10 protein-coding genes are annotated in these 13,819 nt (G+C 60.1%); 9 read left to right on the forward strand and 1 reads right to left on the reverse strand.

All coding sequences use genetic code 11. From position 1 onward, the window contains the following. Window positions 1-185: 185 nt before the first annotated feature. From FIU91_RS18680 to FIU91_RS18720, 9 genes are all read left to right on the forward strand, one after another. Window positions 186-1,397 (forward strand): DNA cytosine methyltransferase, encoded by a 1,212-nt coding sequence (locus tag FIU91_RS18680; RefSeq protein WP_152463804.1) that lies wholly within the window; start codon window positions 186-188, stop codon window positions 1,395-1,397. Between the two features lie 4 nt (window positions 1,398-1,401). Beyond that, entirely contained in the window at window positions 1,402-2,316 is a 915-nt protein-coding gene (locus FIU91_RS18685) for a NotI family restriction endonuclease (RefSeq protein ID WP_152456124.1), read from the forward strand. Window positions 2,317-2,843: 527 nt separating this feature from the next. Then, window positions 2,844-3,773, forward strand: coding sequence for a DUF2493 domain-containing protein (locus FIU91_RS18690; protein WP_152456126.1), 930 nt, complete (start codon window positions 2,844-2,846; stop codon window positions 3,771-3,773). Window positions 3,774-4,356: 583 nt separating this feature from the next. Next, the gene (locus FIU91_RS19830; protein WP_371418293.1) at window positions 4,357-5,082 is read left to right on the forward strand and encodes an SH3 domain-containing protein; all 726 of its coding nucleotides are present in this window, start codon (window positions 4,357-4,359) and stop codon (window positions 5,080-5,082) included. Between the two features lie 358 nt (window positions 5,083-5,440). Beyond that, on the forward strand, window positions 5,441-5,647 hold the full coding sequence (locus FIU91_RS18700) for a hypothetical protein (RefSeq protein ID WP_007120662.1): 207 nt from the start codon (window positions 5,441-5,443) through the stop codon (window positions 5,645-5,647). Window positions 5,648-6,209: 562 nt separating this feature from the next. Then, on the forward strand, window positions 6,210-6,803 hold the full coding sequence (locus tag FIU91_RS18705) for a transposase (RefSeq protein WP_152456130.1): 594 nt from the start codon (window positions 6,210-6,212) through the stop codon (window positions 6,801-6,803). After that, window positions 6,790-9,123 carry a relaxase/mobilization nuclease domain-containing protein gene (locus FIU91_RS18710; protein ID WP_152456132.1) on the forward strand — a complete coding sequence of 778 codons (2,334 nt, stop codon included), beginning with the start codon at window positions 6,790-6,792 and terminating at the stop codon, window positions 9,121-9,123. The genes FIU91_RS18705 and FIU91_RS18710 overlap by 14 nt, the downstream gene beginning before the upstream one ends. 8 nt (window positions 9,124-9,131) lie before the next feature. After that, the gene (locus FIU91_RS18715) at window positions 9,132-11,135 is read left to right on the forward strand and encodes a type IV secretory system conjugative DNA transfer family protein (protein WP_152463810.1); all 2,004 of its coding nucleotides are present in this window, start codon (window positions 9,132-9,134) and stop codon (window positions 11,133-11,135) included. Between the two features lie 147 nt (window positions 11,136-11,282). Then, complete coding sequence (locus tag FIU91_RS18720) at window positions 11,283-12,668, forward strand: transposase (protein WP_152456136.1); 1,386 nt, start codon at window positions 11,283-11,285, stop codon at window positions 12,666-12,668. 217 nt (window positions 12,669-12,885) lie between these two features. Here FIU91_RS18720 and FIU91_RS18725 read toward each other — a convergent pair whose 3' ends face one another. Continuing rightward, on the reverse strand, window positions 12,886-13,563 hold the full coding sequence (locus FIU91_RS18725) for a metal-binding protein ZinT (protein WP_152456138.1): 678 nt from the start codon (window positions 13,561-13,563) through the stop codon (window positions 12,886-12,888). Window positions 13,564-13,819: the final 256 nt, after the last annotated feature.

The following is a 13,819-nucleotide window of genomic DNA, read 5'->3' on the forward strand; positions in this document are numbered from 1 at the left end:
GCTCGAAATGAGGTTCCAGATGACTGCCTGCCGCCGATTTCCGGCAGTCTCGTAGACTTCGCCAAGGTCGTCAGTTTGAGCGAGGCCGATGCCATCAGAACTAGAACAAACAGTGAAGACATTCTAGATTCTTTCATGATATCCAAGGAAGTGTTAGAGCTTCGAAAAAAACGAGGAGCGGTCTTTTGGGCGAGCAGTACACATCAATCGATTTGTTTTCGGGCGCCGGTGGGCTGTCTGAGGGACTTCGGGTTTCTGGCTTTAAGTCATTGTATGCCAATGAAATCGTTGCGCGCCACGCTGAAACTTATGCCTTGAATCATCCGGAAGCCATCGTTGAGTCGCGAGACATCCGACTAGTTGACGCTTCCGATGTTCGTCGTCGCTTGGGCCTCAAGAAGGGTGAATTGGATCTTGTAGCAGGTGGTCCGCCTTGTCAGGGTTTCTCTATCAATGCGCCGAAGCGTTCAGCGGACGATGATCGGAACAGCCTCTTTCTAGAGTTTTTGCGCTTTGTTGATGAGTTTGAGCCGAAAGCGGTTTTGATCGAGAATGTCCCTGGGCTTGTTTCCTTCGAGGGAGGAGGCACGTTACAGGCGATCCTTTTGGCTTTGGGTCAACATGGATACAGCGCCGATGTAAAGATCCTCTATGCGCCTCATTTTGGTGTGCCGCAAACGCGTTGGCGGACGGTCATCATTGGGATTCGAGGTGATCAAGCCGATCCCTTGCGAGCCTTCCCAGAACCTGTTCGTAACGCACCTCTCCGGGTAAACTTCACCTCTAATTTCGAGGGTAAGAACATCGTCGCTCTTCCTACGAACTTGGAGCTCCCTTCTTTTGTTAGCGTTCGTGATGCGATTGATGACCTGCCTGCGCTCGCAAATGGAGAAACCGGCAAAGAGCGCAAGAACTATCGTAGCGGACCTCAAAACGATTTTCAGGTGGCGATGCGCAATGGCAGCGACGGTGTACTTAATCATGAGGCGCCCCGGCTGGGCGAGATAAATATCAAGCGAATGTCCTTCATCCCTCCGGGCGGCAATTGGACGGACATCCCGGAAGATCTATTGCCGAGAGGCATGCGGCGCGCGCGTCGTTCTGATCACACCAAGCGTTACGGTCGAGTTGCACCAGATGGCCTTGCATCTACAATTCTGACGAAGTGCGATCCACATTGGGGAGCGTATTTTCACTACGAACAGGATCGGTGCTTTACCGTCAGAGAAGCGGCTCGAATTCAGACTTTTCCAGATAGCTACCGTTTCGTCGGTTCTCGAGTAGAACAGTACGAACAGGTCGGTAATGCCGTCCCATCGCTATTGGCCGCAGCAATCGGGCGATCGACTAGAGGCGTCTTGGAGGAACTGCGCAAGCACGCCAAGAAGGTCTCTTAGAAGCATGGCGGCGACAATATTTGAGTTCTTTGGGTATCGTGCGGATGATAGGTCCGACATAGCGAAGCATGCCGCTGATACTGAAGTTTGCCCGATCAGTGGAGAAACCTGTCAGAAGAGTTTCAATGACGGAGTTGTGTCGGGCGTTTGCGCCATTAAGCCCATTACCAGCGAACCCGTTATCTGTTGCCCGATCCGGCTTTACGCGGATGACTACCGAATATTATCGGACATCGCCGATCGAGTCTTTGGACCAAATTTGAAATTGGTCGCGGGGCGGGATGCCGTAAATTACTCAATCGATAATCGAGAAGCTTGCGTCGCCGTTTTTGGTAAAGGATGGGGGGGTGAACTTCGCCTGCCACAAAAATCGAAAAAGGGCGGCTACTTCGTCGATTGGGTTCTTGCGAAAATCAGCGAAGAGGGAGATTTGGTCGAGTTCGTGGCTGTTGAGGTGCAAACGATTGATACGACGGGGACCTATCGCCCAGGCTACGATGCGCTGAAGCAAGACGGCTTGGTTGAAAAAACAACCGCCGGGTTAAATTGGGAGAATGTCGCCAAGCGCATCCTTCCACAACTCATATACAAAGGCCAGATTCTACAACGCGAAGAGTTGTGCAAGAGCGGATTGTTCTTTGTTTGCCCTGAACCTGTTTTTAGGCGCATCATGGAGCGCTTGGGCGGACAGGAAGGGTTGGTTCGATATGCCTTGCAACCCGCGTCAATCACCTTTGCTGTTTATGACTACGATTTTTCGTCTGAGCCTTCTGACGAGACGTCGGTTCCTCTGAAGAACACGCTCAACCACTCGACCACCGTCTACAAAGTGCAGGAAGCATTCAACAATGTGACCTTGCCAATTGAGAACGTTTATCGCGATGCAATCCGACGTGCGCTAGGTATCGAATCTGAATAGCGGACCTCCGCTTGGACGTTTGCGGATCATGAACGGCCCTTCGGTCCGTCGCGCATTCGGCCATGGGGCCTCACCGCGGTGTTGCACCCAGGCCTCCGGTTTGCCCGCCTCGCGAGCACGTCTCTCCCTGGCCGCTCCGCCGGATTGCGCTCTGGTCTGTTTTGCGGGGCAAAACGATCCCGCCGTTTCATCCGTCTCCCGCGTCCGGTCGGGCCGTTTGCCTGCTCGGGTCGGGCAAACCTACCGTCAAAACACACACACATGAGCGCGGAAGCATATCCTCCGGATGGCCCCCAAATCAGCCCGCGTCAAGGATCGCAAAACTTTTCGGCGAGAGCGGGGCCTGTGGCGCGGGGCGGTCCCGTGCGTGAGGGTCTGCGTCTGTCGGGTGTCGCGCTCGGAAAACTTTTGCGCCCGGCAAGCCGGCGGCTGCGCCGTCCCTGACCCGGGCAGATTCGGAAACCAGGCATTCGGCCATGCCCCCACACTCACGTGGTGGCCTAGGAACCGAATACTGGAGACCAGACATGGCTTACGACACCGCAAACACCTACGAGACCATCGAGCTTTTCGGGCTGACCGAGAAGGACGCACAGCTCCCGATCCCCGAGGATCATATCCTGCAGGACAGCATCATCCGCGAAAGCTTCGAGGCTTTGCTCGGTCCACTGCGCGCGACCGGACTCGAGGCAGAAATCGAACCGCTGGCCCATGGGCTCGCCACGATCCTTCAGCGCCGCAAGGTGGCGCTTGGCAAGGAGGTCGACCGCACCGCCGACAAGATCGGCGCGTTGGCAAAGTCCCATGACGGATCGGAGATCGCCGAGACCGCGCTCGAAGAGGCGCAGGCGCGCTTCCTCCAGCTGCGCGAGGTTGTCAGCGCCATCGAGGTGATGAGCGAGGCGGCGGCGGAGTGCTATGAGATAGAGACGGGCCACGCCTTCATCCCGGCAGCCGGGTCGCGCGCAAGCGTACGGTTGCAGGAGACCGGGGCGGTCTTCGAGGCGCGGCAGCTGCTGGAGCAGCACGACCGCGAGACCGCCGAGAAGTCGAAAGTCGAGGGCGTGCCCCTGATCGTCTCGGGCGCCACCGACTGGACCGATGTCGATGTGATCTTCAACACGCTCGACAAGGTTCGCGAACGGATTAAGCAGAACCGCAATCAGGAGATCTTCCTCTGCCACAAGGGTGGCAAGCACGGGGCGGAGATGATTGCGTCCCGGTGGGCCCGGGCACGCGGGGTCGCGCAGGCGCGCTTTGATCCTCGCTGGTCCGCGCACGGGCGGGCGGCACCGTTCAAGTGCAATGACGAAATGCTGGACGACAAGTTCGCGGCGACGGGGGTTGTCCTCTTCGGTGGCAACGGGGTCGCGCTGAACCTCGGGCAGAAGGCGGAAGGGAAAGGTCTGACGGTCATGCGGGTTGTGGACCCGGCGAAGAGGTCTGCGGAGAAGTGAATTGGGAGGGTCGCCTTCGGGCGGCCCTTTCACCGTGTTCCCAGAAGTGTGTGAACATCGGCGGTGTCGCAGTGTACTCCAGCTAGGGGCATCGACAGGCTTGGTGATCGCAATCCAGCCAATCTGGTTTTGGGAATGGTTGGATGGTATCTCTATGCGATTACAGCTTAATGTGGCCCTGCGGCAGAAGACATTTGTTGCACAGATCAACACCCGCCCAGGTTTTTCCTAGATGCCTTTTTCTCCGGAACGCACCAAAGAGATTCAATCGCGCATCGATGCGCGTTTACGGTCCGGTCAGGCAAACGATTGGGAAGTGTCCTTCCTCACAAATATGGCTGAACGGTTTCAGCGGTATGGAACGGAGACGCGCCTGAGCACAGCGCAGTATGCGAGCCTGCACAAAGTCTTGAAACTGGAACGGGAAAATCCGACCGAGAAAAGGGCAGCGGCCAACGACACGACTTCTCAACCAGCACCGAAGCGCAGTACCAGAACCGTTCAGGCGAGACCCCGTCCGATCTCCGTGACCCGCGCGATCAATACCCCTCGGCGTGCCGTGCGCAAGGCTCAACGCCAAATCATGGTGCCGTTGGTAATCGCTGTCGGATTCTTCGCATTGGTTGGATCATTGTTTGAATCATCGAACTCGCGATCCACACCCCACAGTCCGTCAGCGGTTCCCTCGTCGCAAACTGCCGACGCCGCTTACGTTTTTGTGACAGGGACACGTGTCAATCAGCGTGCTGGACCGTCTACTTCGAATGCCGTGATGGGTGTCTTGAGCGAGGGAACCCGCGTCGAAAAGCTGCGCGAAGAAGGGCAGTGGACACAAATACGATCCAACTTTGGTACGGGCTGGATGGCGACCAGTTTCCTGTCACCGGTCGCGCCGCCAGCAGAGCGACCTGCCTCACAGGACCGGTCGCTTCGCGCCAGCGATGTGCGGATCATTGACGGTGATACGATCGATGTTCGAGGCCTGACAGCTAACGTGCGTCTCGTTGGATTTAACGCGCCTGAGACATGGAGACCCGCCTGCACTGCAGAGCGTGAGGTCGGGGAGCGCGCAACTGCGCGTCTAGGTCAATTAGTGCGGGGTGCGACATCAATTGAATTTGAGCGCGTGGCCTGTTCCTGCCGGCCCGGGACAGAGGGTACAGATCAGTGCAACTTTGGGCGGTTCTGCGGCTTGTTGTTCGTTGACGGTCGGGACGTCGGCAGCACGCTCATTGCTGAAGGTCTGGCCGTGCCGTACCGATGTGGACGCACCAGCTGTCCCCCACGCCCTCAACCCTGGTGCCGATAGCAGACGCGCCCAACCGACCCAGACGACGGACCTTCGCGCGCGGCAGTACGCTGACCCGCCGCATCGCGAGCGTGACGGATCGCTATCCAGATGCATTGGATCAGAACGAACCAGACCATCTTCGGTCACGATCGACGGGTTCGATGGCGGCTTTAAAGTGGTGGCACAAATTCGGGTCACTCCTTCTTGCTCATTGATGTGGATCGCACGGGGTCGGCCCAATCGTGCCCTGCGCTTCGCTCCGGCAAGCACAAATACGGCTTCCACGGCGGAGCCGCGGACCCTCCGCATTTGCGCTTGCGACCGGGCCTCTTGCCCCCGTGCCGGGTGATCCCCATCGCAACAAGGAGTAACCCAAATGACCAACCACTACGTCGCCACCGTCCCCGTCAAGTTCACCGACACCGATGGCCAGGAGCGCACCCGCTTCCAACGCGTCGGCGCCATGTTCCGCAACACCCGCAACGGGGATGGCTCGGAGTTCTTCAGCCTCAAGCTCGACTTTCCGGTCGCGGTCTCGGAGCTGGTGATGTTCCCGCCGAGCGCAAAGGACCCGCAGGACTAAATCCTCTGATGAGGATGGGCCGCCCCGAGACGATCTCGAGGCGGCCTGATCCCTGTTCCAGGGATGCCGGGTCCGGCGGTTAGATCGCCCGAGGCGACCTCACGAAGCCGCCGGTCGCTGCGTATTGAACGGACGCACTTCCCCCGGAATGATCAGGCCGCGACAGACCGGCCAGTCAGCCTCAAGGGGGCCATCCGCAAAAACCTATCGGCCAGGGCCTCCCGGTTTTTGCGGCAGAGATTTGGCAAGCCAAATCTGGCCCTCCTTGACCCTGCCTGTCCGCTCTGTCGGAGGGGTTTGCGCCCGCCCGCGGTTCCGTCCGAACACATGCGTGTTCGGTCAGACCCTCGGGCGGTGCTGGGGAAGGGGACCCATTGGACAGGTGGGTCGCCCGGTGGTGAGGGCTGCAGAGCCGCGTCCCTGCGGGCCGCGGGGGGAAGCGGACACCAAGGCTGCCAGAGCCAGAAGGCAACGGAAGTATATAATTGACAGTCTGATATATTATCGTAAGTTGGGGTCAGCCTTGGTGGAAAGTGGCAGGAAATAGGGGGTCTTTCTTCGCATGTCGCGCTCAAAACGTCTCACCGATGCAGACCGCATGAAGATCGTTCGCGAGGCTGCGGAAGATGTGACCACGTCGGCTCTGGCGGAGCGGTTCGGCGTGTCGGTGCGGGCGATTCAATACACGCTCAAGGCTGATGCCGAGCGCAAGACGGATGCCGCCATTCCGGTTTCAGCGGTCAGTGTGAAGGTCACCGCTGCGGAGCTTGCGGCGCTCGACGAGGTACTGGCGAAGGCCGGGATTGCGAGCCGTGCCGAGGGGCTGCGGCGGCTCATCCAGGCGGCGGGTGGTGTGTTCGTCCCGGACGCGCAGATGGCAGCTGAAATGGCGCGATACAGGGCCTCTTTGCACGAGGTTGGCAATGGGGTCGCTCAGATCGCCAAGCAGATGACGAAGGCCAACCAGCAAGGGCAGGTGGCTGATGGTGGCACGCGTGCCGAGTTCTCCGAAATGCGCCTTGCGCAGATGCGCGGGCTGGCGCGGTTCATTCTGGATTCCGCGGATGAGATCGACCTGCTCCTGCGGCGACGCCGGGACGCGATGCAGCTGCAGGCCACGGCCGCACTGAGAGAGTTTGCCCATGCGGCTGAATGATGCCGTCGATGCCGTCACGGGCGAGGTCTTCCGGGATGGCTGGAGCCGGATCCGGGGCTCGATGCAGGGCCTGCACGTGGCCAAGCAGAGCCAGCTTGTGCGCGCGGCGGCAGGGCACCGTCCGGCGGTCTTCAAGGCGATCCGGGGCGGTGGCACGCATAATAAATCGCAGCTCGCAAACCAGCTCGATTACCTCACCACCAAATCCACCCATATCGTTGACTCGAGCGGGTATCTGGATGGCAAGGCGAAGCTCGAGGCGGGTGACATCAAGGACCTCACCGAGCGCTTTGCCAAGCGGTGGGATGCGGGCTTCAAGCCCAAGCTCGGGCAGACCACCCACATGCTCATGTCTTTCCCCATCGGCACGCGCGGTGAGGATGTGCGCGATATCGCAACGGATGTGGCCGAGCGGTTCTTCCAGACCGACGCGGGGCATTTCGACTACATCATCGCGGTGCATGAGGACCGCGATCACCCCCATGCGCATCTGGTGCTGAACCGTCGCTCGCAGGAAGGCGAGTTCTTCTTTCTGGGGCGGAACCACCGCTTCAACTATGACGACTTCCGCCTCGCCATGGTCGAGGAGGCGGAGAAGTACGGCGTGCGCCTGGAGGCGACGCGCCGGGTGGACCGCGGTGTCGTGCATTACGCAGCCCGCACCAGCGAAGTCTATGCGGCGAAAGAAGAGGGGCGCGCGCCCCGCGAGCGCGAACGCGTGGGCACCGACCTGACGCGGACGCTGGCGGAGATCGCCAATACCAGAACTGTCTACCATTCGCTTGCCGCGGAAGCCTCCCGGGAGGCCCGCGAGGATATTGCGGCGGCACTCTTCCGCGCGGGCGAGGTGCTGGCGCATGGCGGACAGGTGGACCGAACAGGAGATGTGTATATGGCCGAGGATCAAAGCTTCGAGGATCTGAGAAGCCTCTATGCGGAGAAGCTCGCGCGGGTGCAGGGCATGATCGCCGAGAAGTCCGACGCGGAACGTCCCGTGCTGGAAAAGCGCCTCATCGAGATCCAGACGCAGGTCCAGCACATGCAGCCTCTGGGTTTGCGTTCGAGCACGCTGTCTGAGGTGCCGTCGGAGGGCGGGGTCTATTCCGCGGCGAATATCCAAGAGAGCCAGTTGGAGCGTCTTTCCGAGCCGCGCTTGCGGTCGCGGATCGACGCGGCGCTGCGCGGCACCGGGATCAGCACATCCGAAGTTGTGGCCCGGATCGAGACAGGTGCCTCAAATGCGGCTCTCGAGCATCAGTGGATCGCCGACGATCTCTCCAAGGTCTCTGAAGCCCGCGATCTGAACCTCGAACGCCGCGCTGATCTGGAACAGGCGCGCGACATTCTCAACGATGTGCATGTCGCGCTTGGCACGCTGCTGGAACGTGAGAACGTGCTGCGTCGAGATGGCGTCGTGGAAGCGGAACCGGTCGGCGAGCGGTTCCACTATCACGAGGAAACGGTGCGGGCGATGGAAGGGACAATCCGTCAGGAGATGCGCGCGGAGGGTCTGACAGCGCAACAGATCGAGGACCGAGAGTGGGAGGTGGTCTCAAGGGCGGAGCGCCGAATCGAGACGGAGCAGCGCGCGTATCTCGAGGCACACCCGGACCTGCTCGCACGCCCAGACGATGTGATCGACCGGTCCGAGCCCTACCGGGAGATCATCACCGATGCGGACCGCGCCAGTGAGATCACCCGCGATGTCGACCGGATCATGGAAGGGCGCGACCTCCGCACGCCCGTTGCAGATGCTGTCGCGGATGATTTGCGCGTGCGCTATCCGGACATGCCCTCCCACCTCGCCCGCGGGCTCAGCGCGACCTATGCCGCCGTCGTCGATATCCGGGACACGGAAGCCATCAATCAGGTCCGCCGCGACAACGAGTTGCGCGATGGGCTTGGGGTTGGCACGCGTGACGAACGTCTAGCTACCCGCGATGAAACTGCGCCACAGTCTGACCGTGCCGACCGCCTTGCAGACGAGATTGCGCGTGTCCTGGACCATGAGCGGGCAGGGGAGCTCTCCGCGCCCTTCGAGACCGAGGCGGAGCGGGACGCTTTCCGAACTGAGATCGCGCGTGTGCTAGATGACCGCCAATTGGGCCGGCTCACATCCGGCGATGCCGATGCTCTGGACAAGGTTCTCGAGGACCGTCTCGACCGGCTCTATGTGGCCAAGGTCTACCTGCAATCCGATGCCGCGACGGCCAACACCGAGGCCTTGCGCCAGGTGGTCGATGAACTCGCCGATGCTGAGTATGAAAAACACCGTGCGACAGACGTGGATGGCGAGACCGAGCGGGGACAGGTCCATTGAGCGCTGCTATGGGAAAGGCGCGGATCGCGACCGGTGTCTCGCTGGTAACGCTGGTGACCGCCACCATGGGCTACACCATCGCTTCGGCGGTGCTGACCTACCAGGATCTGGGCTTCGGGGCCGAGATCGACTTCGCCTATATCGCGCAGAACTATCTGGCGATCCTCGAACGCCGCCCAGAGGATGCCCAGCTTATTCACCTGATCATCGGCAGCTTTGCCGCAGCTGGCCTGATGCTGAGCCTCGCCCTCTCAGGGTCAGCCCTCACACGCTTTGGCCAGACCCATTGGCAGAGCGCGCGCGAGATGAAGGCCAACGGGTTCTTCGGTGCACCTGGGACAGGGTTTATCCTCGGCAAACTTGGGACGCCCGGCTCCCGCGCAAAGTACATCTGCTCGAAGGTCTTCCCACACGCGCTGATCGTGGCCCCCACGGGCCGCGGCAAGACAACGGGCTTTGTCATTCCGAACTTGCTGACCTGGCAAGGCTCCGCCGTGACGCTCGATGTAAAGGGCGAGTGTTTCGAGGCCACGGCCCGTCACCGCGCGGCCCAAGGCGACAAGGTCTATCGCTTTGCCCCCACCGATTGGGAGGGCAAGCGCACGCATCGCTACAACCCGCTCCTGCGCATCTATCAACTGAAAGATCCCGCGCGCCAGCAGATGGAACTGCGGCTTCTCGCGACGCTGTTCCTGCAAAGCGACAACGATCGGGTGCAGGGCCTCCTCAAGGGCGGGATCGATCTCTTCGTGGCGGCAGGGCTCTTGGCCTTCCAGCGCAAGCGTCCGACCTTGGGCGAGATCTACCGCATCGCCGCGTCTGGCGGGAACAAGCAGAAGGAGTATTTTGCGCGCGGCCACGAGGTGGACAACAGGGCTGCCAAGCTGATCTTCACGCGGCTGGCCTCGACCAACAATGACACGCTGACCTCTTACGTCTCGCTTCTAATGACCTCCGGGCTCGACCAATGGCAGAACCCGGCCATCGATGAGGCGACGGCGGTGTCGGACTTTGATTTCCGGACCATCCGCAAGAAGCCCTTCTCGGTCTACCTCGTCGTCCAGCCGCTGATGGTGAAACCCCTCGCGCCGCTTATCCGCCTCTTCTTCTCCGATCTTCTCTCCGCCATGCAGGAAAAGGACCCCGGACCGGATGAGCCGTGGCCCGTGATGATCATGCTCGATGAGTTCAACCGCCTCGGCAAGATGCCCATCGTGGTCGAGAGCATCGAGACCCTGCGCACCTATCGCGGCCACCTGGCCGTGGTGACACAAACCATCCCCGCCCTTGATGAAATCTATGGCGAGAACACCCGCCGCGCGCTGCAGGGGAATGCCGGCGTGAAGCTCTACCTGACGCCCTCCGATGAAAAAACCGTCGAGGAGTTGAGCAAGGCGGTTGGCAAGACCACGAAGACCGTGGTCACGCGGTCGCAATCCATCGGCAAGAACCCTTTTGAGGGCCGCAGCCAATCCACGCGAACCGAAGAAAGCTCGCTGTTGCCGGAAGATGAGGCCCGCCGCCTGCCGCTCGACGAGATCGTCATGGTGATCGATGCGCAAATGCCCGTCCGTGCGAAGCGGATCCAGTATTTCGACGACCGGCTGTTCAATGCGATCTACGCGGCGCAGACAGGCGAGTTGCCGTTTCCGGAGCCGGGGGGAGGGGGGCCGCAACGCAATCTGCCGTTGAGTCTGCGCGCCATGCCGATGACACCCTCACCGGACGGGCCCCGTGGACCTGAGGCCGATGTAGAGGTAGCGCGCCAGGCCGCTGATGGCCGACCGACAGGGCAAGCCCATGTTGCCACAAAGAAGACAGCACCTGTCGTTCAAGCCGTTGTCGCCGAGGAACAACGACAGATGGAGATGGATTTTGGGGGCACAGTCACGGATGCCGAGGCAGTGGACGTGGATGATGAGGCGCAGATGCGCTCTGCTGTCGATGATTTGGACGACATGGAAGCGATGTTGCGAGTAGAGGACGGCGGCGAAAAGCTGGTAGCTCGATAGGGTGACGAGGTTGGCTTGTCCGGCGGGGTTTCGACACCCTTTTGCGGTGCAGAAATCTGAATGATGGGCGTATTCCGTTGAAAAACTCGTCCTTGATCGGGTGGCATCTGGCTGATTCAATTCCTGCGAAGGGTGGGAGGATCGGCGATGATGGGACCGCGGCAGGAGGTGCAACCGGCGTTGTTCTACGAGTTCTCGCTTGAGGATCACGTCCCGCAAGACCACTTGCTTCGATCCATCGACCGCTTTGTCGACCTGAGCAGCATCCGCGCCCATCTTGCGGATTTCTACAGCCACACTGGCCGCCCCTCGGTCGATCCCGAGTTGCTGATCCGCATGCTGCTGGTCGGCTATTGCTTCGGCATTCGGTCAGAGCGGCGGCTGTGCGAAGAGGTGCATCTGAATCTGGCATATCGCTGGTTCTGCCGCCTCGATCTGAGTGACAGGGTCCCGGATCACTCGACGTTTTCGAAGAACCGGCACGGGCGATTCCGCGACAGCGAATTGCTTCGCCACCTGTTCGAAACGACCGTTGCCCGCTGCATCGACGAAGGCCTCGTCAGCGGCCAGCGCATGGCCGTTGATGCAAGCCTCATCGAGGCGGATGCGAACAAACAAAACTCGACGCCGAAGGAAGAATGGGATGCGGGGCAGATTGATCCCGCCGACGCATCGCGGGCCGTTCGCGAGTATCTCGACACCCTGGACGAGGTAGCGTTCGGTGCCGCCAGCGAGGTGCAGCCCAAGTTCACGTCGCATTCCGACCCCGCCAGCCAGTGGACGGCAGCCCGCAAGGGCCCGGCATTCTTCAGCTATTCCGACAATTATCTGATCGACAAGGATCATGGCGTGATCGTGGATGTCGAAGCCACCAGGTCCATCCGGCAAGCCGAGGTCGGTTCGACCAAGACCATGCTGGACCGGGTGAAGGCCAGGTTCGATCTGCATCCTGAACGGCTGATCGCGGACACGGCCTACGGCACTGGGCCCATGCTGGGCTGGCTGGTCGACCGCAAGATCGCGCCGCATATTCCGGTCTTGGACAAGTCCGAGCGCACCGACGGCACCTGGAGCCGAGCGGACTTCGAGTGGGACGCCGAGAACGACCGATACATCTGCCCCGAGGGGCAAGAACTGAAGCAATTCCGAAGGAACTATTCCGACCCGAACCGGGGGCCGACCGGACAGGGTAGAGCGAAGTACCGTGCCCTGAAACTGACCTGCCAGGCCTGCCCATCCAAAGCAAAATGCTGCCCGAACGCTGATGCCAGATCCATCACTCGTGAAGAACATGAAGACGCCCGCCAGGTCGCCCGCGAGATCGCCAAGACCGACCAATACGTAATCTCGATGAAGCTACGGAAGAAGGTCGAGATGCTGTTTGCCCACCTCAAGCGAATCCTCGGCCTCAATCGGCTCCGATTACGCGGGCCATACGGCGCAAACGACGAATTCCTACTCGCCGCAGCCGCCCAGAACCTCCGCAAACTGGCTAAGATCCTTCCTGCACCGCAGCAACCGCGAAAAGCCTGACACGAAAGGCGCTCGTGCCCCTTCCATGCGTCGATATTCTGCGCCAGCAAACGAGTGTTTTTCCACAGAATCGGCGGACAGCGGCCGTTCGCCGCGACCGCGAAACTACTCGAGAATAGAACAAGAAGCCGACTTTCGCTATTTTTGCATAGTCGTCGGTTGTCGAACTTTCGAGGCGCGAGGACAGCCCCCATTGGGGCTGCCCTTGGTTCTGATATCAGTGAGCCATCATTTCTTCCGCTACCGCTTCGCCGCTCAGGTCGGCGGGGTAGTAGGTCGGCCAATTGGTCACCTCCTCCAGCAGCTCAGACCGGTTATCACCCCAATACAGGTGAAAATGGCCGGCATCGGTGGGTGCGATGGCGTGGTCGCTGAACTGAATGTAGGAAGGCGCTTCAGCGTCACCACCTGACTTCTCGAAGATGTAGCGAACGCCGCGGTTACCGGCCTCGTAGGTCAAGACTTCGTATCCATCGTCGACATAGCGGCCCTGAAGCGGGTTCCCGTCCTCGAAGAACGTAACGCGATCGCCTTCGATAAAGATACGGTCAACCTCGGTCTCGTATCCAGTGGTGTAATAGGCGGTGTATTCCGCCGAACTCTTGTCGCCATGCTCTGCCTTGTGCGCCATGACCGGGTCGAGCGTTCCATTCTGCAGAAGCGGATAGACCGACTGCCAGTCGCCGGCCCAGTCCGAGAGATCGCGTGGCTTGATTTGATCGTCTTCGAAGTAACCTTTGTAAATGTCGTTATCGCCATGATCGTGGGCGTGTTCTTCTGAGTGATCGTGAGAGTGATCTGACGCCCCTTCGCTTTCCGCGATGCCTGGCGTGGCCAAGGCGAGCAATGCGATGGAGGTCAGGACGCTGACGTTATTGGCGAATGTGTGTTGCATGGGTGTCTCCTTGTTATCGACGGATCAGCGATCCTTTGGCAATATATGTTATGACATAACACTTGCTTCCTAACGCTGCCTTTTAGTGGTGGCAACCGCGCATCCCAGTGAATTCAGTCTGATTCGCCGCAGAGAGCGGTCGGATTTTCCCTGTGTCGTGGTTAGCCACGCCTCAGTCGCGGGACATCTGGAGATTGGAATGCAGCAATAGCGCGAAAGCCCTCAAGTACGTGGCTTCAATGACGAAGGTGCAAAA

This window comes from Roseivivax sp. THAF30 (assembly GCF_009363575.1).
Classification (GTDB): Bacteria; Pseudomonadota; Alphaproteobacteria; order Rhodobacterales; family Rhodobacteraceae; genus Roseivivax; species Roseivivax halotolerans.

Bases quoted from the DNA above. Each gene is read 5' to 3' on its own strand.
- FIU91_RS18685 (WP_152456124.1), top strand. From the start codon at position 1,402: ATGGCGGCGACAATATTTGAGTTCTTTGGGTATCGTGCGGATGATAGG.
- FIU91_RS18690 (WP_152456126.1), top strand. From the start codon at position 2,844: ATGGCTTACGACACCGCAAACACCTACGAGACCATCGAGCTTTTCGGG.
- FIU91_RS19830 (WP_371418293.1), top strand. From the start codon at position 4,357: ATGGTGCCGTTGGTAATCGCTGTCGGATTCTTCGCATTGGTTGGATCA.
- FIU91_RS18700 (WP_007120662.1), top strand. From the start codon at position 5,441: ATGACCAACCACTACGTCGCCACCGTCCCCGTCAAGTTCACCGACACC.
- FIU91_RS18705 (WP_152456130.1), top strand. From the start codon at position 6,210: ATGTCGCGCTCAAAACGTCTCACCGATGCAGACCGCATGAAGATCGTT.
- FIU91_RS18710 (WP_152456132.1), top strand. From the start codon at position 6,790: ATGCGGCTGAATGATGCCGTCGATGCCGTCACGGGCGAGGTCTTCCGG.
- FIU91_RS18715 (WP_152463810.1), top strand. From the start codon at position 9,132: ATGGGAAAGGCGCGGATCGCGACCGGTGTCTCGCTGGTAACGCTGGTG.
- FIU91_RS18720 (WP_152456136.1), top strand. From the start codon at position 11,283: ATGATGGGACCGCGGCAGGAGGTGCAACCGGCGTTGTTCTACGAGTTC.
- FIU91_RS18725 (WP_152456138.1), bottom strand. From the start codon at position 13,563: ATGCAACACACATTCGCCAATAACGTCAGCGTCCTGACCTCCATCGCA.